Below are 25,694 nucleotides of genomic sequence, written 5' to 3'. Positions count from 1 at the left end.
TGTGGGTGACCGCAACTGTCAGCGCTTCGGCTTGAGCGTGACGATCAGCGACGGGAAGATGCGTCCGTCTGTGTCGCGCGGCAGCTTGTCGGTCTTGCGCAGGCCGCGTTCGGCGGCTTCGTCCCAGGCGGGCAGGCCGCTGGACTTGGCGAGCTTGACGCCGACGATGGTGCCGTCCGGTGCCAGCCGCACTTCGAACTCGGCCTCGGGGTTGCCGTTCACGCTGTCGGCATCGGGGAAGGTGATGTTCGGGCGCACGGCGGCGGCAATGCGGCCGGCATAGCCGCTGGACGGGCCGGACGAGCGCTGGGCGTTGCCCTTGGCATCGTCGCTGCCGCTGGCGCCTGCCAGGCCCTGCATGCGCTTGAGCGTCGCGGCGCGGTCGGCGGCGGCCTGCTTGGCGGCCGCTTCCGCCTTCTTCGCTTCGGCCTGCTTGGCCTCGGCTTCCTGCTGCTTCTTCTGCTCGGCCAGCTTCTTCTGCTGCTCTTTCTTGCGCTCGGCTTCGTCCTCGGCGCGCTCCTTGGCCTCGAGCTCCTTCTTCTTTTGCTGCTGCACGCGCTGCTGCTCGAGCTCGCGCTCCTTCTGCGCCTTCTGTTCCTTGAGCTTCTTCTCGCGCTCCAGTGCGATGTCGGGCGCAGGGGCGGGCGCCGGCTCGGGCGGCTTGACGGCCGGGGGAGGCGGCGGAGGCGGTGCGGGTGCAGGCGGTGGCGGTGCGGGCACGGGGGCCGGTGGCTCCGGCACCGACAGGCGTGGGGCGGCCTGCATCACCGTGGTCGACCACAGCTCGGCATCGACCGCGCCGTCGTCGGCTTCGCTGCGCCAGCGCACGCCCCAGGTGAGGGCGGCGATCAGCAGCGCATGGGCAATGAGGGCGAGCGCAACCGCGCGGGGCGTGCCGCGTTGCGGCGGCGGCGCGAACTCGGGGCGATCCAGGGCGAGCGACATGCCTTATTTGCCGCCCGTGGTCGTGACCGACAGCCCCACGCGCTCGATGCCGCTGCGCTTGAGCTGGTTCATCGCCTTCACGACGGTTTCGTACTTCACCGACTTGTCGGCGCTGATGACCACGGGGCGCTGGGCGTCGCCGCCTTGCGCGGCCTTGGCCGCCGAGCCGATCTGCGTCATGGGGATCGACGCGCCGCCGGTGCCGGTGGACGGGTCTTTCTTGATCTGCACTTCGTCGTCGCTCTTGATGACGATCTCGATGGGCTTGTCGGGCTGCTTGTTGGCCCGATCGACCGTCGGCAGGTTGATCACGCTCGGCGTGATGAGCGGGGCCGTGACCATGAAGATGATCAGCAGCACCAGCATCACGTCGATGAACGGGACCATGTTGATCTCGTTGATCGTGCGGCGGCCGCGGCCCCGGGATGAAACGGCGGGCATGTCGTCGCGTCCTTTGTCTCTTGTGCGCGCCGCTCTTCAGCGGTTCGCGGCGGTGACCGAGGCGGCGGGCGTCACGGCGCCGGGGTTGGCCGAGAGGTTGCGCTGCAGGATGTTGGAGAACTCTTCGATGTAGGTCTCCAGGGCGATGGCGATCTTGTCGATCTCGCGCGCGAAGCGGTTGTAGCCGACCACCGCGGGAATGGCGGCGAACAGGCCGATGGCCGTGGCCACCAGCGCTTCGGCAATGCCGGGCGCCACGGTGGCCAGCGTCACCTGCGTGAGGGCGGCCAGGCCGGTGAAGGCATGCATGATCCCCCAGACCGTGCCGAAGAGGCCCACGTACGGTGACACCGAACCGACGGTGGCCAGGAACGACAGGTTCTGCTCGGCCGCATCGAGTTCGCGCTGGAAGCTCGCGCGCATCGCGCGGCGGGCGCCGTCGAGCAGCGTGGCCGCGTCGGTCACGTGGCGCTCGCGCAGCTTCTGGTACTCGCGCATGCCGGAGGCAAAGATGCGCTCCATGGGGCCGGCGAACTTGGCGTTCTGTGCCGCCGAGGCGAACAGTTCGTTCAGGCTGGTGCCCGACCAGAACTCGCGCTCGAAATCGTCGTTGAGCACGCGGATGCGCTTGAGGGCGAAGTACTTGCGGATGATGGCGGCCCAGCTGGCGACCGACACGATCACCAGCAGCAGCACGACCAGTTGCACCACGAAGCTGGCGTGGAGCAGGAGATTGATGATGGAGAGATCTTGGTTCATGGCTTGAAAGGTTGAGTCATGGAGCCGCTGGAGTGCTCGAGGGTTCCCGAAACTTGGGCCGGAATGCGCGCAGGGCGCAAGGTGGCGGCGTCCACCCAGCCAATGCGGATCGTGCCTTCGCACAGCAAGACCGGTGCCGCGGCCCCGGTGCGTTCTTGCTCTGTTTTTGATAGCACGCGCTGACCGATTATCAACGACGCGGTGCCCAGTTGCCGCAGCTCGGCTGTAACCAGCAGTTCGTCGTCCAGCCGCGAAGGCCGATGGTATTTGAGCTGCGTTTCGCTCACCACGAACTGGCCGCCGGTGGCTTCCTTGAGCTTGCGCTGCTCGACGCCCAGGGAGCGCAGCCACTCGGTGCGACCGCGCTCCATGAACTTCAGGTAGTTGGCGTAGAACACGATGCCACCCGCATCGGTGTCTTCCCAGTAGACGCGGATCGGAAACTCGAAAGTCACTTGCATGCCTCCGTGCTTCGCACTGCGGCGCGAGCTTGCTTGGGGCGGCCCGGCGCTACGCTCATTGGGCGATCATGGCCCGCAGGCGCTCGACCGATTCCTGCAGGTGCGCCATCGAGCTGGCGGTGGAAAAGCGCACGAACTTCGCGGTTTCGGCCGTGCCGAAATCGCGGCCCGGCGTCACGGCCAGGTGGGCGCGCTTCATGGTCTCGAAGGCGAAGTCCCAGCTGCCCGAGATGCCGAGCTTGTCGGCCACGCTCGTGCAGTCGGCGCAGGCGTAGAAGGCGCCGTCGGGCACCACGGGCACGTTCAGGCCCAGCGCGTTCAGTTGCGGAATGAACCAGTCGCGGCGCGCCTTGAACTCGGCGCGACGGCGTTCGTACTCGGCGATGCTCTCGGCCTCGAAGCAGGCCAGCGCGGCGTACTGCGACACCGTGCTCGCGCAGATGAAGAGGTTCTGCGCCAGGCGCTCGACCACCGGCACCAGCACTTCGGGAACCACCAGCCAGCCGAGGCGCCAGCCGGTCATGTTGAAGTACTTGCTGAAGCTGTTGATGCTGATGACGTTGTCGTCGATGGCCAGTGCCGTCTGCCCGAATGCATCGTCGTACGACAGGCCCAGGTAGATCTCGTCGATCAGCGTGATGCCGCCGCGCTGCGACACCACCTCGTGGATGCGGCGCAGCTCGTCGGGCGCGATCGAGGTGCCGGTCGGGTTCGAGGGCGAGGCCAGCAGCACGCCGCGAGTCTTGTCGGTCCAGGCGGCCTCGACCTTGGCGGCGGTGAGCTGGAAGCGCTCCTCGGCCGTGGTCGGCACCAGCACGGCCTTGCCGTCTGCTGCGCTCACGAAGTGGCGGTTGCAGGGGTAGCTTGGGTCGGGCATCAGGATCTCGTCGCCCGATTCGATCAGCGCGAGGCAGGCCAGCTGCAGCGCGGCCGAGGCACCGGCCGTGACGACGATGCGGCGCGCCGGCACGTCGACGTTGAAGCGCTGCTTGTACCAACCGCTGATGCGTTCGCGCAGGTGGTCCAGGCCGGTGGCCTGCGTGTACTGCGTGGCGCCGGCGCGCACGGCGCGGGCGGCCGCTTCCTGCACCAGGGGCGGGGCGGTGAAGTCGGGCTCGCCGATGTTCAGGAAGATCATCGGACGGTCGGTGTGGGCCACTTCGCGGGCCAGCACCCCAGCCGCTTTCGCGACCTCCATCACATAGAACGGTTCGATGCGCTGCGCGCGCGTCGAGATCCTCATGGGCGCGCCTTGCCGGTGGCCCGGTCGGCTTCCACTTCGAGCGGACGCAGCTGCGGCGCCAGCCCGTTGAGCACGGCGTTCACGTACTTGTGGCCGTCGGTGCCGCCGAATTCCTTGGCAAGCTCGATGCACTCGTTGAGCACCACGCGCCACGGCACGTCGGGGCAGTTCTGGAACTCGTACACGCCGATCCACATCACGGCGTGCTCGATGGGCGAGATTTCGGCGAACTTGCGGTCCAGCAGCGGCAGGATCAGCGCGTCGAGCTGTTCGGCGCCGTTGATCGAGCCGTGCAGCAGCGCGTCGTAGTGCGCCGCGTCGGCCTTGTGGAAGCCCGCGAGGTCGCGCGTGAAGTGGTCGATGTCGGTCGGGTCGTTGCGGCCCACCAGGTGCTGGTAGAGCGCCTGCAGCGCGAACTCGCGCGCGCGGCTGCGGTTCGACTTGGCCGCGGCCTTGCGTGCGCCCGTGCTGGTGAGGCCGGTGCGCGACTGGCGGGGCTTGGCGGACTTGGAGGTGTCTTCGGTCATGAAAGGGTGGCCAGCAGTTGTGCCATCTCGACCGCCACCTGGGCTGCGTCGCGGCCCTTGTCGGTCTGGCGGGCGACGGCCTGTTCGAGGTTTTCGGTCGTGAGGATCGCGTTGGCGATGGGCAGGCGGTAGTCGAGCGCGACGCGGCTCACGCTCGCGCCCGATTCGTTGGCCACCAGTTCGAAGTGGTAGGTCTCGCCGCGGATGATGCAGCCCAGCGCCACGAGCGCGTGGTAGCCGCCGCGCTCGGCGAGCGCCTGCAGTGCCACGGGCACTTCGAGCGCACCGGGCACCTGCACGTGATGGATGTCGGACGCGGCCACGCCGAGCGCCTCGAGCTCCGACAGGCAGGCCGTGGCCAGTGCGTCGGTGATGTCGGCGTTGAAGCGCGCCTGCACGATGCCGATGCGCAGGCCTTTGCCGTTGAGCGTGATCTCGCCCTTGTTGGAACCTTGCATGGTCGTTCAGTCTTTCGTGAGGTAACCGGCGATCTCGAGGCCGAAGCCGGCGGCCATGCTCGGCATGCGACGCGGCGCGCCGAGCAGGTTCATCTTGTGCACGCCGCATTCGCGCAGGATCTGCGCGCCGATGCCGTAGTTGCGCAGGTCCATGCGGCCGCGCTCGGGCGCTTGCGCGGGGCGCGCGGTGCCGTCGAACTGCGCGAGCAGCTCGGCCGCGGTTTCGCCGCAGTTCAGCAGCACGGCCACGCCCTTGCCTTCGTTCGCGATGTGCGAGAGGCTGGCGTCCAGGCTCCAGGAGTGCATCGGGCGGTTGACTTCGAGCGCGTCGAGCACCGACAGCGGCTCGTGCACGCGCACCGACACCGTGTCTTCAGGCGCCCACTGGCCGCGCACCAGTGCCAGGTGCACGCCGCGGCTGGGCTTGTCGACGAAGGCGTGGGCGGTGAAGGTGCCCCAGTTGGTCTGGATCTCGCGGCAGCCGACCTTTTCGACCAGCGATTCGACGCGGCTGCGGTGCTCGATGAGCGCGGCGATGGTGCCAATCTTGATGCCGTGCTCGGCCGCGAAGATCTGCAGATCGGGCAGGCGGGCCATCGTGCCGTCTTCGTTCATCACTTCGCAGATCACCGAGGCGGGCGAGCAGCCGGCCATGGCGGCCAGGTCGCAGCCGGCTTCGGTGTGGCCGGCGCGCATGAGCACGCCGCCGTCCACCGCCTGCAGCGGGAAGATGTGGCCGGGCTGCACCAGGTCGGCGGCCACGGCGTTGCGCGCCACGGCGGCCTGCACGGTGCGGGCGCGGTCGGCGGCCGAGATGCCGGTGGTCACGCCTTCGGCTGCCTCGATGGAGACGGTGAAGGCGGTGGAGTGCTTGGCGCCGTTGCGCTGGACCATCGGCGGCAGCTGCAGCCGCTCGCACATCTCGCGCGAGAGCGTGAGGCAGATCAGGCCGCGCGCGTGGCGGGCCATGAAGTTGATGGATTCGGCGGTGATGTGGTCGGCGGCGATGACGATGTCGCCTTCGTTCTCGCGGTCTTCCTCGTCCACGAGGATGACCATGCGGCCGGCGGCCAGCTCGGCCACGATGTCTTCGACCGGGGAGATCGGTGCGGGTGCACGGTCGGCGCGCGGGGCGCCGATCGGCGTGACGGAGGCGTTCATTTCGAAGTGTCCTTGGGAGACGTGGAAGACGTCAGAGAGGGGGTGAGCATGCCGGCTTGAAGCATGCGCTCCACGTAGCGCGCCACGGTGTCGATTTCGAGGTTGACCTTCGAGCCGGCCTTCAGGCCGCCGAGGGAGGTGTTTTCCACGGTGTGCGGGATCAGGTTGATGCTGACTTCGGCGCCACCGGCGATGTCGCTCACGCTGTTGACCGTGAGGCTCACGCCGTTGATGGTGATCGAGCCCTTGTAGGCCAGGAAGCGCGCCAGCGCGGGCGGTGCGACCACGCGCAGCTCCCAGCTTTCGCCGACCGGCGCGAAGAAGCTCACATGGCCGATGCCGTCCACGTGGCCCGAGACGATGTGGCCGCCGAGGCGGTCGCTCGCGCGCAGGGCCTTCTCGAGGTTGATGCGGCTGCCTTCGTCGGTCAGGCCGGCCGTCTTGTCGAGGGACTCCGCGGAAATGTCGATGGTGAATTGCCCGCGTTCAGGTGCGAGCGTGGTGACCGTCATGCAGGCGCCGTTGAGCGCGATGCTGTCGCCGAGCCCGACGTCGTCGAGGTAGCCGTCGGGCACCTCGATGCTGAGTCGCTTGCCGTAGGAGGAGGAGGTGCCGAGGTCGTGGATGGCGGCGATGCGCCCCACGCCGGTGATGATTCCGGTGAACATTTCCACATTTTCGCAGACATCGAGGGGTCTTCGGCCCGAAGGGCCGGTTTGCGGCTGCGAATGTGCCGCGCCGCGTGGGCGGCGACTCAGAAGCGGTCGCGGCCGGCGACGCGCGCGACGATGCGCAGGTCGGGCCCCAGCATGTCCACCGACTTGAATTCGAGCGGCAGCGCGCCCGCCAGCGAGGTGAGCGGGCCCTCGGCATGCAGGTGGCTGGCGATGTCGAGCCCGCTGCCGATCAGCTTGGGCGCCAGGTACACCAGCAGTTCGTCCACGCAGCCTTCGCGCAGCAGCGAGCCGTTGAGCTTGTGGCCCGATTCGACGTGCAGCTCGTTGACGCCGCGTGCCGCGAGGTCCTGGAGCATCGCGGGCAGGTCGACCTTGCCGTGCAGGTTGGGCAGGCAGGTGATGGTGGCGCCGCGGGCTTCGAGTGCGGCCGCCTTTTCTTCGTTGTGCCGGCTGGCAGCGTAGATCCAGACGGCGCGGCCAGCTATGAAAATGTGAGCGTCGGGCGAGGTCTGGAGGTGGCTGTCGACCACCACGAGATGGGGCTGGCGCGGCGTGTCGACCAGGCGCACGTCCAGGCGCGGGTTGTCTTCGAGCAGCGTGCCGACGCCGGTCAGCACCGCGCCGGTGCGGGCCCGCCAGGCGTGGCCGTCGGCGCGCGCGGCCTCGCCGGTGATCCACTGGCTCACGCCGTTGTGCAGGCCGGTGCGGCCGTCGATCGAGGCGGCGATCTTCATTCGAACCCAAGGCTGCTGGCGGATCATGCGGCTGAAGAAGCCGATGTTGAGCTCGCGGGATTCGTCGGCGCCCGGTCCGACTTCGACCTCGACGCCCGCCGCGCGCAGGCGCTCGAAGCCCTGTCCTGCCACGAGCGGGTTCGGGTCGGCGAGCGAGGCCACGACACGGCGCACGCCGGCGGCGATGAGCGCGTCGCAGCAGGGGCCGGTGCGGCCGTGGTGCGAGCAGGGTTCGAGCGTGACGTAGGCGGTCGCGCCCGCAGTCGAATGGCCCTGGGCCTGCGCATCGCGCAGCGCCATCACCTCGGCATGCGGACCGCCGGCTTGTTGCGTGTGGCCCTGGCCGATCACGCGGCCGTCGGTGTCGCACAGCACGCAGCCGACGCGCGGGTTCGGGTCGGTCAGGCGGATCGCGGAGGCGGCGAGCCGCAGAGCGGTCGCGATGTGGGAGGCGTCGTGTCGGGAAGAGGACATGCCGGGTTCGTTCACGCCTTCTCGGGGGTCAGATGTCGCGCAGCAACTGGCGGAACTCGTCCACGTCCTCGAAGCTGCGGTACACCGAGGCAAAGCGCACGTAGGCGACCTTGTCGAGTTTCTTGAGTTCGCGCATCACGAGCTCGCCGACCTTCGTCGAATCGATTTCGCGCAGGCCGCTGGCCAGGAGCTTCTGTTCGATGCGCAGCAGGGCGTTGTCGATCTGCTCGATGCTCACGGGCCGCTTGCGCAGCGCCAGCATCATCGAGGCGCGGACCTTGGTCGAGTCGAAGTCGGCGCGGCTGCCGTCCTTCTTGACCACGACGGGGAAGTTGACGTCGGGGCGCTCATACGTGGTGAAGCGCTTGTCGCAGGCGCTGCACTGGCGGCGCCTGCGGACGAAGTCGGCGTCTTCCGAAACGCGGGTCTCGACGACCTGCGTTTCGAGATGACCGCAAAAAGGGCATTTCATGCGGCCAGTGCTTCTCTTCTTCTATTTACGAAATCAACGGTAGACAGGGAAGCGGCTCGTCAAGGCGTGGACCTTGGCGCGCACCGCGTCGATGTTCGCCGCGTCGCGCGGGTTCTCGAGCACGTCGGCCACCAGGTTCGCCGTGATGCGGGCCTCTTCGTCCTTGAAGCCGCGCGTGGTCATGGCGGGGGTGCCGATGCGCACGCCGCTGGTGACCATCGGCTTTTCCGGGTCGTTGGGGATCGCGTTCTTGTTGATCGTCATGTGGGCGGCGCCCAGCACGGCTTCGGCTTCCTTGCCGGTGATGCCCTTCGAACGCAGGTCGACCAGCATCACGTGGCTTTCGGTGCGTCCGCTCACGATGCGCAGGCCGCGCGCGGTGAGGGTGTCGGCCACGATCTGGGCGTTCTTGACCACCTGCTGCTGGTAGGCCTTGAACTCGGGCGTCAGGGCTTCCTTGAACGCGACGGCCTTGGCGGCGATCACGTGCATCAGCGGGCCGCCTTGCAGGCCGGGGAAGATGGCGCTGTTGATCGCCTTCTCGTGCTGCGACTTCATCAGGATGATGCCGCCGCGCGGGCCGCGCAGGCTCTTGTGCGTGGTCGAGGTGACGATGTCGGCGTGCGGCACCGGGTTGGGGTACACGCCCGCGGCCACGAGGCCGGCGTAGTGGGCGATGTCGACCATGAAGATCGCGCCGACGTCCTTGGCGACCTTGGCGAAACGCTCGAAGTCGATGTGCAGCGAGTAGGCCGAGGCGCCCGCGATGATCAGCTTGGGCATGTGCTCATGCGCCTTGCGTTCCATTGCGTCGTAGTCGATGGCTTCGTTGGCGTCCAGGCCGTAGCTCACCACGTTGAACCACTTGCCGCTCATGTTGAGAGGCATGCCGTGGGTCAGGTGGCCGCCTTCGGCCAGGCTCATGCCCATGATCGTGTCGCCGGGCTTCAGGAAGGCGAGCATCACGGCTTCGTTGGCCGAGGCGCCGCAATGCGGCTGCACGTTCGCGGCGTCGGCACCGAAGATCTGCTTGACGCGGTCGATGGCCAGTTGCTCGGCCACGTCGACGTGCTCGCAGCCGCCGTAGTAGCGCTTGCCCGGGTAGCCTTCGGCGTATTTATTAGTGAGCTGCGAGCCCTGGGCGGCCATGACGGCCGGCGAGGCGTAGTTCTCGCTGGCGATCAGCTCGATGTGATGTTCCTGGCGCGCGTTTTCGGCTTGAATGGCGGCCCAGATTTCGGGATCGGTCTGTTCGACCAGGATATTGCGTTGGTACATGGCAGTCCTTTGAAGACGAGGTCCTTGTTCAACCAAACAAGGGCTGCCCAGGCGAACGGCTGAACGCCTGTTGTGGTCAGGCGGCACGCTTCCCAGTGGTATTCCACGTCAGCGCGTGGCACCTTTTTCAGGGTGCTGCGCCTATCGCCAGTCGCGTACAGGCCGAGTGTAGCGCAGGCCCGCACGCATCCGGGCCGGGAGGGCCGGCAAGGCCTCAGGAAACTGCGGAGAGCAGGGCGACCTTGGCCGGCTCGCTGCCGGTGGCGGGCTCTTCGCCAGCCGGCTTGGCCGGTGCCACGACCGGGATCGGCTGTGCGCGCGCCGTGGTCGGCGGCGGCACGACCATCGTCGACGGCGCGCGGCCGGCGGCAACCTGGCGCAGGCGCTCGTGCTCGGCCAGCACCTTGGCGGCATAGCCGCCGTCGTCGTCGAGGTTGGCGGCGCCCACGTAGTAGCGCAGGCCGCCTTCGAGCGAGCCGGCGCGGGCGATGCATTCCTGCAGCACCTTCACACCGACGCGCATGTTGGTCACGGGGTCGAAGGCGGTGAGCGTGCCGCCCGCGCTTTCGTACTTGTCGCCGTGCACGCGCGTCATGACCTGCATCAGGCCCTGGGCACCGACGTGGCTTTGCGCGAACGGATTGAAGCTGGACTCGATGGCCATGATGGCCAGGATCAGCGTGGGGTCGAGCTTGGTGCGCTTGCCGATCTGGTAGGCCTCGGAGACCAGCACGCTCAGCGGTTCGGCCGCGACGCGGTACTTCTTGCTGAGCCAGTAGGCCACCGCCGCCTGCTGCTTGGGCAGCTCGTCGGGGCTCGCGGCCGTGGTGCGCTCGATGGCGGTCGGCTCCAGGTCGGTGGGTTCGGGCGCGGGCTTGCGCGACTGCAGCCAGCCCATCAGTTGTTCCTCGCCGGTCTTGCGCAGGTCGGGGCGCGCCACGAGGGCGAGGGCCGCGAACACGATGGCCAGGCCGACCAACGCAAACCCGTTGTGGGTGATTTCAAAAAAGCCGTCTGCCACATCGGACACGAAGGTCCGTAGCCCGCGGGCTGTGGCATCAAACGCCTTGCTCATCGCTTTTTTCCTTTCTGTGCGGCACCTGGCATGCAGCGCCTGAAAGGGCGGTGGATGAAGGCAGCGGCGCTTGGATTGGTATGTACGAATCAGGCTCCGCGCATGGAGGGGGTGTGGGGTAGGGAGCGCGGCGGCCTGATCACGCCGGTGGAATTCGGCAGCGGATTCAGGGAGGCCCTGCTGCGTCCGGCAGCAAGGGCAGGCGGGATTCTATCGTGGCTAAATACACGGTCAAGCATAAGGATTTGGTTTCATATGTTAATAAGTGCTTGAAAAATCCCCTCGTTCGAGGGGGCTCCAGGGGGCGCGGGCCTACGGGAAATCCCTTGGAAAAAGGGATTTGCAAAGGAAGGGTGAGACGCCTAATCTGGACGGGCCTGAGGTTTCAGGCGTTTTTCCGAAGTCAGGCAGTCCGAGGTGCAAGTCAAGGACTCGAACGATGGAGGACTCCACGGCGGCAATCTCTTGCTGCCAGCACGGCGGGAACCATTACTTCCGGTCGCGCGAATCGATGGCATGGGTTTTGAGCCCGCCATCAAGCCCGGTGACAAGACACTTCGTCGACTCACCGGGCTTTCTTGTTTGTGGGGCTCACACTTTCGGCCTACCGATCCTGTCGAGGGGTGCGTGGGCATCGCAATGCCTCGCCAAAAGGGAACGCATTCACGTTTCCGCAGACTTTGTTGGCATCTGTTTGCGGCACACTTCTGCGGATGGATGCTGCTTCGATCAAACAGAACAAATGGGTGCGGCGTGGGGTTGTCGCGTTGCTGGTGGTGTTGGCCCTGTGGGTCATCGCGTGGCTGGCGGTGCCGCCGATTGCCAAGAGCCAGCTCCAGAAGATCGCGAGCGAAAAGCTGGGCCGGCAGGTCACCGTCGGCAAGATCGACTTCAAGCCCTGGACGCTCGAGCTCGCACTGAATGACCTGCGCATCGCCACCGCCGACGGCAAGCAGCCGCAGGTGGCCATCAAGCGCATCTATGCCGACGCTGAATTGCAATCGCTGTTCCGCCTGGCGCCCGTGATCGACGCGGTGACGGTCGAGGCGCCCGCGGTGCTGCTCACGCACCTGGCCGACGGCAAGTACGACATCGACGACATCCTGGCCAAGCTGGCCTCGGGCCCGCCGCCCGATCCGAAGGCCGAGCCCGCGCGCTTCGCGATCTACAACATCTCGATCAAGGACGGCGCGGTCGACTTCGACGACCAGACCGTCAAGCGCCGGCACGAGCTGCGCGGCTTCATGCTGAACGTGCCGTTCCTGAGCAACCTCGCCTCCAAGCGCGAGATCAAGACCGAGCCCAAGCTGGCCTTCGCGCTCAACGGCAGCCAGTTCGACTCGGCCGCCTTCACGACCCCGTTCGCGCAAAGCCGCAAGACCGACGCCCACGTGCAGTTCAAGGGGCTCGACCTCGTGCCCTACCTGGGCTACATCCCCGGCGGCCTGCCGGTGAAGCTGCAGGCCGGCAGCCTGGATGCCGACCTGAAGATCGATTTCCAGCAGACCAGCACCATTGGCCTGAAGATCACCGGCACGGTCGAGGCCCATGGCGCCAAGCTGGGCGACGCGCGCGGGCGCGACCTGCTGGGCTTCGACTCGCTCAAGCTGGCGCTGGCCGACGTGCGACCGCTGGAGTCGGTGTTCCACCTGAGCGAGGTCGCGCTGGCCAAGCCGCAGCTGGTGGTGGCGCGCGACGCCGCCGGCCAGCTCAACCTGATGGCCACCGACCCGGCGACCGGCGCGGCCGAAAAGGCGGCGCCGCTGCCCGCGCCCGCCGCCAGCGCCCCGGGCGGCAACCCGGCCGCCGAGAAGCCCAAGCTCAAGGTGCAGGTCGACAAGATCGCGCTCGACGGCGGCCGTGTCGGCTGGCGCGACGAAACCGTCAAGCCCGCCGCGGCCATCGACCTCACCGACCTCGGCATCAACCTGACGGCCGTCACCTGGCCCATGGAAAAGCCTGCGCAGTTCGACGGCAGCACCGCCGTCGCGGGCGCCACGCTGAAGTTCAAGGGCAACGCCACCGACAAGGTCGCCGACGTGCAGACCGAGGTCGAAGCGCTGCCGCTGTCGCTGGCCGCGCCGTACCTGGCGCAGAGCCTGGAGCCCACGCTCGACGGCAAGCTCAGCGGCCAGATCGACGTGTCCTGGGCCCAGCCCGACCTGAAGTTCAAGGCGCGCCGCCTGGCCGCCGACGGCCTGGCGCTGACCCAGGCCAAGACCGCGCTGGCCAGCGTCGGGCGCTTCGAACTGGTCGACGCCGAGGTCGACATGACCAGGCACACCTTGAACATCGCGTCATTCACCGCGACCAACCCCAAGGTGAGCGTCGAGCGCGACAACGAGAAGCGCTGGATGTTCGAGCGCTGGCTCAAGACCCCGGCCGGCGGTGCCAAGGTGGCGGCGCCCAAGCCGGCCGACGCCGGCGCGGCGCGTCCCAACAGCGCCAACACCAAGCCCTGGGCGCTGACGCTGGGCACGCTGGCGGTCGACAACGGCAGCCTGTCCTATGCGGACAAGGCCGGCTCGGCGCCGGTGGCGATCGAGATCACGGCCTTCAAGCTGCTGGCCCAGAAGATCGCACCCGACACCAACACCGTCTCGCCGCTGCAGGTGTCGGGCCGCATCGGCGCGGGCCGCCGCGCGGACCCGGGGCGCTTCGACTACAAGGGCAATATCGTGCTCAAGCCGCTGGCGGCCGAGGGGCGGCTCGAGGTGGCGTCGTTCCCGGCGCATGCCTTCAAGGCCTATTACGCCGATGCGCTCAATGTCGACATCCGCCGCGCCTTCGCGAACTACCGCGGCACGGTGCGCTACGCGAGCGCGCCGGCCGGCATGAGCCTGAAGCTGGCCGGCGACACCGCGCTGGACGACTTCCGCGCCAACAGCGTCTCGCTGACCCAGTCGCCGGGCTTCGACCGCGGCAACAGCCAGCTGCTGAGCTGGAAGACCCTGAGCCTGCGCGGCCTGCAGATCAGCCTCGCGCCCAACGCGGCCCCGACGGTGGACGTGCGCGAAACCACGCTGACCGACTTCTTCGCCCGCGTGATCGTCGACCCCACCGGCCGCCTGAACCTGCTGAGCCTGACCAAAAAGGGCGAAGAAGCCTCGAAGGCCGCGGCGGCCACCGCCGCCGAAGCCAGCACCAAAAAGGGCCCGGGCGGCACGACCACCACGACCCGCGCGCCGGCCGCCTCGGCGCCACAGCGGGCTTCGGGCGGTGCGCCGGTGTCGGCCGAAGCCATGGTCGGCGGTGCACCCGAGCCTGCCCCGGCCGCGTCCGCACCGGCCGTGGCTGCCGCGCCTGCGGCCGACAGCGGCCCGACGCCCGTCATCAACTTCGGTCCGATGAGCCTGGTCAACGGCAAGATCGACTTCACCGACCTGTTCGTCAAGCCCAACTACTCGGCCGACCTGAGCGAGCTGACCGGCAAGCTCAGTTCCTTCTCGTCGAACCCGCCGAACGGGCAGGGCGGGCGACCGGCGCTGGCCGACCTCGAGTTGCGCGGCAAGGCGCAGCAGACCGCGGCGCTGGAAATTACCGGCAAGCTCAATCCGCTGGCCAAGCCGCTCGAACTCGACATCACGGCCAAGATGCGCGACCTCGACCTCGCGCCACTGTCGCCGTACTCGGTGCGCTACGCGGGCCACGGCATCGAGCGCGGCAAGATGAGCATGGACGTCAACTACAAGATCGCGCCCGACGGCCAGCTCACCGCCACCAACAAGCTGGTGCTCAACCAGCTGAAGTTCGGCGACGAGGTGGCCGGTGCGCCCAACAGCCTGCCGGTGCGCCTGGCCGTGACCCTGCTGGCCGACCGCAACGGCGTGATCGACGTCGACCTGCCGCTGCGCGGCTCGCTCAACGACCCGCAGTTCAGCATCGGCCCGCTGATCTTCAAGGCGGTGGTCAACCTGATCGTCAAGGCCGTGACCGCGCCGTTCAGCCTGCTGACCGGCGGCCTCGGCGGTGGCGGCAGCGGCGACTCGAGCGCCATCACCTTCGAGCCTGGCAGTTCCACGCTCAGCAGCGGCGCCAAGGAAAGCCTGGATAAGGTCGTGAAGGCCCTGACCGAGCGGCCGACGCTGCAGATGACGGTGGTGGGTACCTCCAGCCTCGAGAAGGAGCGCGACGCCTACCAGCGTCAGCGCCTGCGCCAGCTGACCCAGGCCGAGAAGCGCCGCGTCGCCGTGCGCGGCGGCCAGACCGGCACCGAGGTGGCGCCGGTGACCGATGCCGAATACCCGGAGTTGCTCACGGCCGTCTACAAGCGCTCCGACATCACCAAGCCGCGCAACATGGTCGGCCTGGCCAAGGACCTGCCGGTGAAGGAAATGGAAAACCTGCTGCTGGCCAGCGTGCCGGTCGACGAGGAATCGATGCGCCAGCTCGCCGTCGAGCGCGGCGCCGTGGTGCGCGACTACCTGCTGGCACAGAAGCTGCCGAGCGAGCGCCTGTTCCTGGGGGCCGTGCGCACCACGGCCAGCGGCAACGACTGGAAGCCCGGCGCCGAGCTGAGCCTGACCATGAAATAGCCGGCGGGGCCTGGCTTTTCGCCTCGCCTTGCCATATATCTTGCGGGCCCTTTTCAACCCGCTGAACGGTGCGCGCCGCAGTTCCGACACGGAATTCGGCGGGCTGTTCGCCAACTGGGTGAAAATGTCGATGTGCGCCGGCCTTTGCCGGCGCCTTCGCTTTCTCTACCAAGACAACGATTTCGCGCAGTGACCTCTACTTCTTCCAAGCCACACGACCTCCAGGCCCTCGACACGCTCACCGGCGGCGCCTTCACCGCGCCGACCTCGGGCGAGCGCGCCGCGCGCATCCGCGACTGGCTCGCGGGCAACCCTTCGTCCGAGCAGATGCAAGAGGTCTTCAAGGAGTTGAGCGGCCGCGACAAGGGCGCCGCGCGCCTGCTGCGCGAAAAGCTCGACGAAATCAAACGTGCCAAGGGCCAGGAAGCCATCGCCGCCGAATGGGCGCAGAAGGCCGAAACGCTGCTGGCGCAGTCCAAGCTCAACATCGCCGACGCACTGGCCTGGCAGCGTGACGCCGCCAAGGCCGGCGCGCCGCTGTCGCGCGAACCGCTGGCCGGGCTGAAGGCCCAGCTGGCCGAGCGCGTCAAGGGCATCGAAGACCTGCAGCACCGTGCGCAGGTCCACCGCGAAGCCGCCGTCCTGCTGGCGCAGCGCTTCGAAGTGCTGTCCACCAAGGGCTGGAAGGACGCCCAGGCCGCCGAGGAATCGCTGCGCGCCGACGTGACCCACTGGCAGCAGCAGGCCGCCGACATCGTGGCCGATGCCAACTGGAACAGCCTCGACGCCAAGTTCGCCCCCCAGCTCGAAGCTTCCAAGTCGCAGCTGCTCGTGGTGTCCGATTCGTTCCACGGCGCGCTGGCGCAGGCCGTTGCCGCCGCGGCCGATGCCGCCGCGCCGCTGCCGCCGGTGCCCGTCTGGGCCGACGAACTGCGCGCCGCACGCGGCGAAGTGGTGGCGCCCAAGCCCGCCGCGCCCGCCCGTCCCGCCGCACCCAAGGTCGACCCGGCCGTGCGCGCCGCGGCGCAAGACGCCGTGCAGGCCGCCCTCGCCAAGCTCGAACAGGAAACCGCCGAAGGCCACGGCAAGGCCAGTGCCGGCGCTGCCGCCGCGCTGCGCGCCGTGCTCAAGGAACACGGCAAGCTGGTCGACGCGCCGCTCGAAGCCCGCGTGCATGCCGCACTGGTCGCTGCCGGCGAACTCGAAGGCTGGCAGCGCTGGAGCGCCGACAAGGTGCGCGAAGACCTCGTCGCCAAGGCCGAAGGCCTGCTCAAGCGCCCCGAAGGCCAGGCCCTCGGTGGCCGCAAGATGCAGGAAACCCTGCGCGCCCTGCGCGACCAGTGGAAGCAGGCCGACCAGGGCGGCGTGCCGAACCACGCGCTGTGGAAGCGTTTCGACGAAGCCTGCAACGAAGCCCACAAGGTCGTCGAGGCCTGGCTCGAGAAGGTGCGCGCCGATGCCGCCGAACACCGCGCCCTGCGCGTCGCACTCATCGAAGAGGTCAAGGCCTGGGCCGCAGCGCATGCCGGCGCCACCGACCTGAAGGCGCACAACCGCGCGCTGCACCAATTTGCCGACCGCTGGCGCGATGCCGGCCACGTGGGCGAGAAGGTGTTCGCCGAGCTGCAACCGCTGTGGAACGAAGCCTTCGGTGCTGCCCGTGCCCCGTTCGAAACCGCGCAGAAGGCCAGCGTCGAACGCCGCCAGGCCATGATCGCCGAGGCCACCGAGCTGGGTGCCCAGCCGATGCTGCGCATCGACGCCGTGAAGGCGCTGCAGCAGCGCTGGCAGCACGAGGCACAGAGCGTGCCGCTCGATCGCCGCCACGAACAGAAGCTGTGGGATGCGTTCCGCTCACCCATCGACGAAGCCTTCAACCGCAAGACGGTCGAGCGCGAAAAGGCATCGGCCGCCATGAGCGAGCACGACCGCCATGTGCTCGAAGCCTCCAAGGCGCTCGACGCGGCCAATGCCGGCGGCGACGCACAGAAGATCCGCGCCGCCATCGCCGGCCTCGAAGCTGCACTGCGTGGTGAAGCGCCCGCACCGGCACCCGCCACCACGAGCGACGGCCCTTCGGTCGGCGCCACCGGTGTCGAAGCCCCCGGCCAGGCCGCTGCCGAGTTCGGCGAGAGCGCCGAGCAGACGCCGGGTTCGAGCGATGCCGAAGCCACGCCGTCCGCACCCGCGGCAGCAGTGGCCGACGCGCCCGACCTGGTCGCTCCCGCAGACGGCGCCGATGCTTCGGCCCGCAGCGACAGCGCCGCGCACGAAGCAGGTGAAGCCGCAAGCGTCGCGCCGGCCGCGCCGCCGAAGCCCGCACCCAAGCCCGTGGTCGCCATGCGTGGCGACGACCGGCCCAGCAGCAAGAAGGCCGAAGCCGCACCGGCCGCTCGCGGCACGGGTCGCTTCGGTGATCGCCGCGACGGTGGCCGTCCTGGTGCCGGCGGCCCCGGCCGTCCGAACGACCGTGGCGGCCCGCGTCCTGATGCCCGTGGTGGCGATCGCGGCGCGCCGGGCGGTGGCCGTTTCGGCGACCGTCCGCCGCGCGAAGACCGCGGCCCGCGCCTGGGCGATGCCGCCTTCCGCGCGCAGCGCGAAGCGCTCGAGCGTGCCGACATGGCGCTGCGCAAGCTGGCCGCGCAGGCCCACGGCGAAGCGCTCACGCAGGTGCTCGGCGCCTGGGAGCAGCGCGATGCCGCGCGCCTGCCCAGCGTGCAGGAACTCGGCCGTGCCGTGACGCCGGCCGTGCGCACCCAGTGGTCGCAGGCCGTGGGCGCCGCACCGACGGCCGCCGCGGGCGATGCCGCTGAAGCACTGCTGCGCCTGGAGATGGCCGCCGAAGTGCCGACGCCCGCCGAGCAACTCGACGCACGCCGCGCGCTGCAGCTCAAGCTGCTGACGAAGCGTGGCGATCCGACGCCGACACAGACCTGGGGTCAGGACGCCGGCAAGGTGCTCGCCGCTGCGCACGACGCCGCCACCGCGCGCCGTCTGCAGAACGCGCTGAAGGCCTTGCTGCGCAAGTAAGGCGCCCGCGCGCGTTCATGAGACGGAGCCCGCCGCGTGCGGGCTTTTTCATGCGTGTCGACCCGTCCCGCCTCAAGGCAATTTGGCCAGGATCTTGTCCATTTCCCCGGCGGTATAGGCGCGCAGGGACCGCGTGCGCACATTGCCCTGCATGGCGATGGCCAGGCTGAATGCACAGAGCGCCTGCTCGTCCTCGGACTCCAGCACGCAGACCACATCGCAGTCGCCCATGGTCCAGAAGATTTCGCGCATGTTGACGCCGAGCTTCTGGGCGGTTTCCTTGGCGGCGGCGGCGCGTTTGGTGGTTTCCTTGACGCTCTGGATGCCCTTGTCCGTGAAGCTCAGCATGCCGATATAGGTCACCATTTTCTGCTCCTGTGTTGTTATCCGCGGGGGCGAATCACATGAAGCAACGCCGCCCCCGATGGCGACGCTCCAGGTCATCGGGCGCGCAGCGATGCTGTGGAGGGCGATGGCCGCAGCGATGCTACGCCTGGGGCTTGCAAAGGCAAGGCGCCCCCGATCAACGCCTACTCAGGACGAGGTAGGCGGACCGCGATTGCGCGCGCAAGCAAGGAAACCAGATGTGAGGGGCGGGTCAGGCCTGCGCAGGCCGAAAGAACGCATCGAAGAGAACCAGCACTCCCGGGAAGTCCCGCGCGAAGTTCGGCCGGTTCACGAAGTAGGCCTCGCAGGCCACCGCGAAGAACTCGCTGATCGAGGTGGCACCGTAATCGTCGAGCCAGGGCGGCTCGGCGCCGAAGCGTTCGGCAAGGATGGTCTTCTCGCGGAAGTCGTCGTAGGCCGGCTGCAGCACCGCCATCCAGGCCGCACGCGCATCGCGCGCGCTGCGTCGGCCCATGAAGCCGGCCGGCAGCGGCGGGCAGCCGTCGGCGACGCCGTTGCGCATGTCGATCTTGTGGGCGAACTCGTGGATCACGACGTTGTAGCCGCCCTCGCTGCTGACGCTGCTCGCGAGCACGTCCTGCCAGCTGAGCATCACGGGGCCCTGGTCCATCGCCTCGCCGGCGACGACCTCTTCGTATTCGTGCACGACCAGCGCGTCATCGACGACCTTGCGCGGCGCCACCACCTCGGACGGGTGCACCACGATGCCGACGAAATCGTCGTACCAGTCGAGCCCGTCCTTCAGGTGCAGCACCGGCAGCACGGCCTGCGCCGCAATGGCCAGCGCCACCTCGTCGGTGATGACGAAGCCCTGCGTGCCGTGGAATTCCTTGTCCCGCAGGAACTCGGCCGCCAGCGTGCGCAGCCGTTGCTGCTGCGCAGGCGGCAACGCGCCCAGGAAGGCGTAGCGCGTGAGCGTGGCGCGCCAGGCAGCGTCGGGAATCGGGGGCAGGGTGCGCAGCCGGCGCAGCCACTTGAACATCGGTGGCGATGCGGCTAGCGCAGGTCGACGCGCTGCGCGCCGGCGGCCGACAGGCACAGCAGTTGCGCGCGCGCCGGATGGGCGGCGGCGTCCCAGTCGCTCAGCACGATGCGACGCAGGCCGTGGCCCAGGTCGTGGACGGCGGGGCGATGGGTGTGGCCGTGGATCAGCGCGCTGGCGCCCGCGTGCTGCAGCCATTGGCGGGCAGCGTCGGCGTCCACGTCGGCCCAGAGGGTCGAGGGATCGCGCTTGCGGTCTTCGCTCTGTGCGCGGATGGCGCGGGCGAGGGCGCGGCGCTCTTCCAGCGGGCGCGCGAGGAACGCGGCCTGCCATTCGGGCGTGCGCACCTGGGCGCGAAACTGGAGGTAGTCGGTGTCTTCGAGGCAGAGGGCGTCGCCATGGCTCAGCAGCCAGCGTTCGCCGTGCAGCACCAGCACCGTCGGGTCGTCGAGCAGCGTCAGGCCGCATTGCGCGGCAAAGGCCTTGCCGACGAGGAAGTCGCGGTTGCCGTGCATGAAGAACACCGGCATGCGCTGCGCGGTGCGCTGCAGCAGTTCGGCGCACTGCGCCTCGAAGCCGGGCTGGGCGGCGGCATCGTCGCCCACCCACACCTCGAACAGGTCGCCGAGGATGACCAGCGCATCGGCCGGCGTGGTCTGCAGGTAGCCCTGCCAGGCCTCGAAGGTGGCCAGCTCGCTGGCCTGCAGGTGCAGGTCGGAAATCAGGTCGACGGTGCGCCACGCGGGCGGCGCCACCAGCTCGGAGAAAGCCGGGTTCGCCACCGGGGTCATGCCGCTGCGCCGTGCCTGAAGTGCATCACTCGACAGTGACGACTGCCTTTTCGATCACGACGTCCTCGAGCGGCACGTCGTCATGGAAGCCCTTGCGGCCCGTCTTCACGGCCTTGATCTTGTCGACGACATCGGTGCCGCCCGTGACCTTGCCGAACACCGCATAGCCCCAGCCTTGGGCCGAGGGGGCGGTGTGGTTCAGGAAGCCGTTGTCGGCCACGTTGATGAAGAACTGGGCGGTGGCCGAGTGCGGTGCGCTCGTGCGGGCCATGGCCACGGTGTAGTTGGCGTTCTTGAGGCCGTTGTTGGCTTCGTTCTCGATCTCGGCGCCGGTGGGCTTTTGCTTCATGCCGGGCTCGAAACCGCCGCCTTGCACCATGAAGCCGGGGATCACGCGGTGGAACACCGTGTTGTCGTAGTGGCCCTTCTTCACGTACTCGATGAAGTTGGCGGTCGACTTCGGTGCCTTCACGCCGTCGAGTTCGAGCGTGATGACGCCGTAGTTCTTGATGTGCAGTTCGACTTGGGGGTTGCTCATGAGTTAGCTCCTTCTTCGGAAACGGGATTACTTCGCCAGCGTGGCGGACTTGATGGTGAGGGTTTCGACGGGCACGTTCTGCATGCCGCCCTTGTTGCCGGTCTGCACGGCGCGGATCTTGTCGACCACGTCGGTGCCGGCGACGACCTTGCCGAACACGGTGTAGCCGTAGCCGTCGGGGTTGGGCGCGTTGAGCGAGTCGTTGTTCTTCACGTTGATGAAGAACTGCGAAGTGGCCGAATTGGGGTTGCCGGTGCGGGCCATCGCGATCGTGTACTTGTCGTTCTTCAGGCCGTTGTTGGCCTCGAGCGGGATCGGCGGGCGCGTGGGCTTTTGCTGCATGTCGGCCGTGAAGCCGCCGCCCTGGATCATGAAGCCGTCGATGACGCGGTGGAACACCGTGCCGTCGTAGTGCTTGTCCTTGACGTACTGCAGGAAGTTTTCGACCGTCTTGGGGGCCTTGGCCGCATCGAGCTCGACCACGATGTCGCCCGCCGAGGTGGCGAGCTTGACGCGCGGCGCCGCCTGCTGGGCGTGCGCGCCGGCGGCGGCGCCGAAGGCCAGGGCCGCGGCCAGTGCGAGGGCGCCGCGGCGGCTGAAACGGGAAAGTGCAGAGGTCGTCAAATGAGGCTCCGTGTGCGGGTGGAGGGGAGGGCGGTGGGCCCGCGATGGCGCAGGTTGGGAGGCAACTGTGTGCGCACCGCCGGATTGCAAGAGGCTGTTGACCGTTACTTGGTCGTGCGGCCCACGGGCTTGCGCACCTCGGGCGGTGCGGCCGGCAGCACGGCCGCATCGGCCGCGGCCTTGGGCGTGAAGATCTGGCGGATCAGCGCGAGCTTGGGCGCGACGCTCGCATTGGTGGTCGCGAACTGCTGGGCGCGCTGGTACTCCTGGGCCGCCAGGCGCGCATACACGTCGCCGAGGTTTTCGTGCGCGGTGGCGTAGTTGGGGCTGAGCTTGAGCGCGGTTTCGAGCGCGGCGCGGGCCTGGTCGAACTTGCTCTGCGACGCGTACAGCGCCGCGAGGTTGTTGTAGGGCTCGGGCAGTTCGGGGAAGTCCTGCGTGAGCTGCGTGAACGCGGTGATCGCGTCGGCGGTCTTGTTCTGCTCGGTGAGGATCACGCCGCGCAGGAAGCGCATCTGCGGGTCGCGCGGCTTGCCGGCGATGTAGGTGTCGGCCTTGGCCAGCGCCTCGGCGGACTTGCCCTGGCGCAGCAGGAGGTTGACGTCGTCGTAGTCGTTGGCGTGCGCGGCGAAGCCCCACAGACCGAACAGCAGTGCAAAGGCGATGGGGAGTCTGGAGAACGCGGCGTGCTTCATGAAGCCTCGGCAGGATTGGGGGAGAGCGGGGGCCTGGAGAACACCCGGATGCTGCGCGGCGGCAGCCGTTTATACTGCGTCGCATTGTAGCCGAGGGGCCACGTCGAACCCCTCGTAGCCACGCCCCCCGTCACCCCTGAAATACACCGTTGCTCGCCCGTACCGCACGTGCGCGAATCAACGCTTTCCGAGTCCCATGAGTCTGCGCATCTACAACACGCTGTCGCGTGAATTGGAGGATTTCTCCCCCCTGCAACCTGGACAGGTTCGCATGTACGTGTGCGGCATGACCGTCTATGACCTGTGCCACATCGGCCACGCCCGCATGATGATGGCGTTCGACGTGGTGCAGCGCTGGCTGCGCGCCAGCGGCTATGCCGTGACCTACGTGCGCAACATCACCGACATCGACGACAAGATCATCGCCCGCGCGGTCCAGCGCGGCATCACCATCCGCGCGCTGACCGACGAGGTGATCGCGGCCATGCACGAGGACATCGGTGCGCTGCGCATCGAGCCGCCGACCATCGAGCCGCGCGCCACCGAATACGTGCCGCAGATGCTCGGCATCATCGAGACGCTGGAACGCAAGGGCCTGGCCTACCGCTCGGACAACGGCGACGTGAACTACGCCGTGCGCAAGTTCCCCGGCTACGGCAAGCTCTCGGGCAAGTCGCTCGACGAACTGCACGCCGGCGAACGCGTCGCGGTGCTCGACGGCAAGCAGGACCCGCTCGACTTCGTGCTCTGGAAATCCGCCAAGCCGACCGAGCCTGACGACGCCAAGTGGGACAGCCCCTTCGGCACCGGCCGTCCGGGCTGGCACATCGAGTGCTCGGCCATGAGCTGCGCCACGCTCGGCGAGACTTTCGACATCCATGGCGGCGGCGCCGACCTGCAGTTCCCGCACCACGAGAACGAAATCGCGCAGAGCGAAGGCGCCAATGGCAAGCCGCTGTCGCGCTTCTGGGTGCACAACGGCTTCGTGCGCGTGGACAACGAGAAGATGTCCAAGAGCCTGGGCAACTTCTTCACCATCCGCGAAGTGCTGCAGAAGTACGACGCCGAAAGCCTGCGTTTCTTCCTCGTGCGCACGCATTACCGCAGCGCGCTGAACTACAGCGACGCGCACCTCGACGACGCCCGCAACTCGCTCAAGCGCCTGTATACCGCCCTCGACCTGGTGGCGCCCGCGACCGTGGCCATCGACTGGACGCAGCCCCATGCGGCGCGTTTCAAGGCGGCGATGGACGAAGACTTCGGCACGCCCGAAGCCATCGCCGTGCTGTTCGAGCTGGCCGGCGAAGTCAATCGCACGAAATCCGCAGACACCGCGGGCCTGCTCAAGGCGCTGGCCGGCACGCTGGGCTTGCTGCAAGGCGATCCGAAGGCGTTCCTGCAAGCCGGCACCACGCTCGACGAAGCCACCATCCAGTCGAAGATCGATGCACGCGCGGCGGCCAAGGCGGCGAAGAATTTCGCCGAGGCCGATCGCATTCGCCAGGAACTCCTCGAGCAGGGCATCGTGCTCAAGGATTCGCCCACGGGAACGACCTGGGCGGCTGCACAGTGAACGGAACGACGAACCCCGTACCCGCCACCCAGCAGACCAGCGTGCGCATCTACACGCCGGACTATTGGGAGGAAGCCTGCAAGCACCTGGCCAAGAAAGACCGCGTGATGAAGCGGCTCATTCCGAAGTTCGGCGAGGCCTGCCTCGAATCGCGTGGCGACGCCTTCACCACGCTGGCGCGCAGCATCGTGGGCCAGCAGATCTCGGTGAAGGCCGCGCAGTCGACCTGGGACAAGTTCGCGGCGCTGCCGCGCAAGCTGACGCCGGCCAACGTGCTCAAGCTCAAGGTCGACGACATGCGCGGCGCCGGACTGTCGGCGCGCAAGATCGAATATCTGGTTGACCTGGCCCTGAATTTCGATTCGGGCACCGTGCACGTCGACCGCTGGAAAGACATGTCGGACGAGCTCATCATCGAAGAGCTCGTGGCCATCCGCGGCATCAGCCGCTGGACCGCCGAGATGTTCCTCATCTTTCACCTGATGCGCCCGAACGTGCTGCCGGTCGACGATCAGGGCCTGCTCAACGGCATCAGCGTGAACTATTTTTCGGGCGACCCGGTCAGCCGCAGCGATGCCCGCGATGTCGCCGTGGCCTGGGCGCCGTATTGCAGCGTGGCGACTTGGTATATTTGGCGATCGCTGGACCCCGTGCCGGTCGTTTACTAAGGATCACCCCCAGGCTTCGCGCACTTCGTGTCGCTTCGCCAACCCCCTTCGAGGGGGCAACACCGCAGGCCCGGCAAAGCCGGTTCCTCGGTGTTTCTGGAATAAATGCAAAAGAGCCGGATGGCCGGTCAATTGATGAAATAAACAGGAGAAGACGTTGGCGAAACGAACCTTCCTCGACTTCGAGCAGCCCATTGCTGAACTCGAAACAAAGATCGAAGAACTGCGTTATGTACAGACTGAATCGGCGGTCGACATCTCGGAAGAAATCGATCAGCTCGGCAAGAAAAGCCAGCAACTCACCAAAGACATCTACAGCGACCTGACGCCCTGGCAGATCACCAAGATCGCACGGCATCCGGAGCGCCCTTATACGCTCGACTACGTCAACGAGATCTTCACGGACTTCGTCGAGCTGCATGGCGACCGCCACTTCTCGGACGACCTGTCGATCGTCGGTGGCCTGGCGCGCTTCAACGGCGTGCCCTGCATGGTGCTCGGTCACCAGAAGGGCCGCGACACGAAGGAGCGCACCGCGCGCAACTTCGGCATGAGCAAGCCCGAGGGGTACCGCAAGGCGCTGCGTCTCATGAAGACGGCCGAGAAGTTCAAGCTGCCGGTGTTCACCTTCGTGGACACGCCCGGCGCCTACCCCGGCATCGACGCCGAAGAGCGCGGCCAGTCGGAAGCCATCGGCCGCAACATCTTCGAGATGGCGCAGCTCGAGGTACCCATCATCGTCACCATCATCGGTGAAGGCGGCTCGGGCGGCGCGCTGGCCATTTCGGTCGGCGACCAGCTCGTGATGCTGCAGTACTCGATCTACTCGGTGATCAGCCCCGAAGGCTGCGCGTCCATTCTCTGGAAGACCAGCGACAAGGCGCAGGAAGCTGCAGATGCACTGGGCATCACGGCGCACCGCCTGAAGGCGCTGGGCCTGGTCGACAAGATCGTCAACGAACCCGTCGGCGGCGCGCACCGCGACCATCGCCAGATGGCCGCGTTCCTCAAGCGCGCGCTCAACGACGCCTTCCGCCAGGTCAGCGACCTGAAGACGAAAGAACTGCTGGACCGCCGCTACGAGCGCCTGCAGAGCTACGGCCGGTTCAACGACACCAAGGCCGACAACAGCCGCTGAGCGGCTT

The 25,694-nt window shown here is 67.8% G+C and carries 24 protein-coding genes and 1 riboswitch; of the genes, 5 read left to right on the top strand and 19 right to left on the bottom strand.

Annotated features, from left to right (window positions below; genetic code table 11):
• Positions 1-18 precede the first annotated feature (18 nt).
• The 13 genes from tolA to AC1RAD_RS15095 form a co-directional block, all read right to left on the bottom strand.
• Positions 19-945 carry a cell envelope integrity protein TolA gene (gene tolA / locus AC1RAD_RS15155; protein WP_159277190.1) on the bottom strand — a complete coding sequence of 309 codons (927 nt, stop codon included), beginning with the start codon at positions 943-945 and terminating at the stop codon, positions 19-21.
• A 3-nt stretch (positions 946-948) separates the two neighbouring features.
• Complete coding sequence (locus tag AC1RAD_RS15150; protein ID WP_070060386.1) at positions 949-1,386, bottom strand: ExbD/TolR family protein; 438 nt, start codon at positions 1,384-1,386, stop codon at positions 949-951.
• Positions 1,387-1,422: 36 nt separating this feature from the next.
• The gene (tolQ, locus tag AC1RAD_RS15145; RefSeq protein WP_070060387.1) at positions 1,423-2,145 is read right to left on the bottom strand and encodes a protein TolQ; all 723 of its coding nucleotides are present in this window, start codon (positions 2,143-2,145) and stop codon (positions 1,423-1,425) included.
• Positions 2,142-2,600, bottom strand: coding sequence for a tol-pal system-associated acyl-CoA thioesterase (ybgC, locus tag AC1RAD_RS15140; protein ID WP_062481580.1), 459 nt, complete (start codon positions 2,598-2,600; stop codon positions 2,142-2,144). The genes tolQ and ybgC overlap by 4 nt, the downstream gene beginning before the upstream one ends.
• Positions 2,601-2,661: 61 nt before the next feature.
• Positions 2,662-3,849: a pyridoxal phosphate-dependent aminotransferase gene (locus AC1RAD_RS15135; protein WP_492735655.1), complete on the bottom strand. Its 1,188-nt coding sequence runs from the start codon at positions 3,847-3,849 to the stop codon at positions 2,662-2,664.
• A complete protein-coding gene (gene nusB, locus AC1RAD_RS15130) occupies positions 3,846-4,376 on the bottom strand; it encodes a transcription antitermination factor NusB (RefSeq protein ID WP_062481565.1) in 531 nt (176 codons plus the stop codon). The genes AC1RAD_RS15135 and nusB overlap by 4 nt, the downstream gene beginning before the upstream one ends.
• Positions 4,373-4,834, bottom strand: a complete 462-nt coding sequence (gene ribH / locus AC1RAD_RS15125) for a 6,7-dimethyl-8-ribityllumazine synthase (RefSeq protein WP_070060391.1) — start codon at positions 4,832-4,834, stop codon at positions 4,373-4,375. The genes nusB and ribH overlap by 4 nt, the downstream gene beginning before the upstream one ends.
• Before the next feature lie 6 nt (positions 4,835-4,840).
• Positions 4,841-5,995 (bottom strand): bifunctional 3,4-dihydroxy-2-butanone-4-phosphate synthase/GTP cyclohydrolase II, encoded by a 1,155-nt coding sequence (gene ribBA, locus AC1RAD_RS15120; protein ID WP_489057039.1) that lies wholly within the window; start codon positions 5,993-5,995, stop codon positions 4,841-4,843.
• Positions 5,992-6,663, bottom strand: a complete 672-nt coding sequence (locus AC1RAD_RS15115; protein WP_492735653.1) for a riboflavin synthase — start codon at positions 6,661-6,663, stop codon at positions 5,992-5,994. Before AC1RAD_RS15115 ends, ribBA begins: the two co-directional genes overlap by 4 nt.
• A gap of 86 nt (positions 6,664-6,749) precedes the next feature.
• Positions 6,750-7,880, bottom strand: a complete 1,131-nt coding sequence (gene ribD, locus AC1RAD_RS15110) for a bifunctional diaminohydroxyphosphoribosylaminopyrimidine deaminase/5-amino-6-(5-phosphoribosylamino)uracil reductase RibD (RefSeq protein ID WP_492735651.1) — start codon at positions 7,878-7,880, stop codon at positions 6,750-6,752.
• Between the two features lie 28 nt (positions 7,881-7,908).
• Positions 7,909-8,352, bottom strand: a complete 444-nt coding sequence (gene nrdR / locus AC1RAD_RS15105) for a transcriptional regulator NrdR (protein ID WP_007836918.1) — start codon at positions 8,350-8,352, stop codon at positions 7,909-7,911.
• 33 nt (positions 8,353-8,385) lie between these two features.
• A complete protein-coding gene (gene glyA / locus AC1RAD_RS15100) occupies positions 8,386-9,630 on the bottom strand; it encodes a serine hydroxymethyltransferase (protein ID WP_139705484.1) in 1,245 nt (414 codons plus the stop codon).
• Between the two features lie 38 nt (positions 9,631-9,668).
• A riboswitch (ZMP/ZTP riboswitch) is annotated at positions 9,669-9,795 on the bottom strand.
• Positions 9,796-9,844: 49 nt separating this feature from the next.
• Complete coding sequence (locus AC1RAD_RS15095) at positions 9,845-10,705, bottom strand: lytic transglycosylase domain-containing protein (protein ID WP_062481551.1); 861 nt, start codon at positions 10,703-10,705, stop codon at positions 9,845-9,847.
• Positions 10,706-11,418: 713 nt separating this feature from the next.
• Between AC1RAD_RS15095 and AC1RAD_RS15090 the strand changes: the two genes are divergently transcribed.
• Together AC1RAD_RS15090 and AC1RAD_RS15085 are read left to right on the top strand one after the other, a co-directional pair.
• On the top strand, positions 11,419-15,240 hold the full coding sequence (locus tag AC1RAD_RS15090; RefSeq protein WP_492735649.1) for a DUF748 domain-containing protein: 3,822 nt from the start codon (positions 11,419-11,421) through the stop codon (positions 15,238-15,240).
• A gap of 189 nt (positions 15,241-15,429) precedes the next feature.
• Positions 15,430-18,270 carry a DUF349 domain-containing protein gene (locus tag AC1RAD_RS15085; protein ID WP_492735647.1) on the top strand — a complete coding sequence of 947 codons (2,841 nt, stop codon included), beginning with the start codon at positions 15,430-15,432 and terminating at the stop codon, positions 18,268-18,270.
• 72 nt (positions 18,271-18,342) lie between these two features.
• Here AC1RAD_RS15085 and AC1RAD_RS15080 read toward each other — a convergent pair whose 3' ends face one another.
• The 6 genes from AC1RAD_RS15080 to AC1RAD_RS15055 form a co-directional block, all read right to left on the bottom strand.
• Positions 18,343-18,636 carry a GYD domain-containing protein gene (locus tag AC1RAD_RS15080; RefSeq protein WP_095745032.1) on the bottom strand — a complete coding sequence of 98 codons (294 nt, stop codon included), beginning with the start codon at positions 18,634-18,636 and terminating at the stop codon, positions 18,343-18,345.
• A 232-nt stretch (positions 18,637-18,868) separates the two neighbouring features.
• Positions 18,869-19,660: a M90 family metallopeptidase gene (locus AC1RAD_RS15075; protein WP_492735645.1), complete on the bottom strand. Its 792-nt coding sequence runs from the start codon at positions 19,658-19,660 to the stop codon at positions 18,869-18,871.
• 14 nt (positions 19,661-19,674) lie between these two features.
• Complete coding sequence (locus AC1RAD_RS15070; protein ID WP_390344345.1) at positions 19,675-20,451, bottom strand: UDP-2,3-diacylglucosamine diphosphatase; 777 nt, start codon at positions 20,449-20,451, stop codon at positions 19,675-19,677.
• A gap of 25 nt (positions 20,452-20,476) precedes the next feature.
• Positions 20,477-20,989 carry a peptidylprolyl isomerase gene (locus tag AC1RAD_RS15065; RefSeq protein ID WP_070060416.1) on the bottom strand — a complete coding sequence of 171 codons (513 nt, stop codon included), beginning with the start codon at positions 20,987-20,989 and terminating at the stop codon, positions 20,477-20,479.
• A gap of 27 nt (positions 20,990-21,016) precedes the next feature.
• The gene (locus tag AC1RAD_RS15060) at positions 21,017-21,613 is read right to left on the bottom strand and encodes a peptidylprolyl isomerase (protein WP_083259100.1); all 597 of its coding nucleotides are present in this window, start codon (positions 21,611-21,613) and stop codon (positions 21,017-21,019) included.
• 104 nt (positions 21,614-21,717) lie between these two features.
• Positions 21,718-22,308, bottom strand: coding sequence for a tetratricopeptide repeat protein (locus AC1RAD_RS15055; RefSeq protein ID WP_062480948.1), 591 nt, complete (start codon positions 22,306-22,308; stop codon positions 21,718-21,720).
• Positions 22,309-22,504: 196 nt separating this feature from the next.
• Here AC1RAD_RS15055 and cysS point away from each other — a divergent pair, with 196 nt between their 5' ends.
• The 3 genes from cysS (at position 22,505) to AC1RAD_RS15040 (ending at position 25,687) form a co-directional block, all read left to right on the top strand.
• A complete protein-coding gene (gene cysS / locus AC1RAD_RS15050) occupies positions 22,505-23,881 on the top strand; it encodes a cysteine--tRNA ligase (RefSeq protein ID WP_095947832.1) in 1,377 nt (458 codons plus the stop codon).
• The gene (locus tag AC1RAD_RS15045; protein WP_095947831.1) at positions 23,878-24,549 is read left to right on the top strand and encodes a DNA-3-methyladenine glycosylase family protein; all 672 of its coding nucleotides are present in this window, start codon (positions 23,878-23,880) and stop codon (positions 24,547-24,549) included. The genes cysS and AC1RAD_RS15045 overlap by 4 nt, the downstream gene beginning before the upstream one ends.
• Before the next feature lie 157 nt (positions 24,550-24,706).
• On the top strand, positions 24,707-25,687 hold the full coding sequence (locus AC1RAD_RS15040; RefSeq protein ID WP_056582036.1) for an acetyl-CoA carboxylase carboxyltransferase subunit alpha: 981 nt from the start codon (positions 24,707-24,709) through the stop codon (positions 25,685-25,687).
• Positions 25,688-25,694 lie beyond the last annotated feature (7 nt).

The sequence above is a fragment of the Variovorax sp. GW823-FHT04B03 genome, assembly GCF_058796495.1.
Note: the sequence above shows the minus strand (reverse complement) of the source record. Positions and strands in the feature narration are given on the sequence as shown.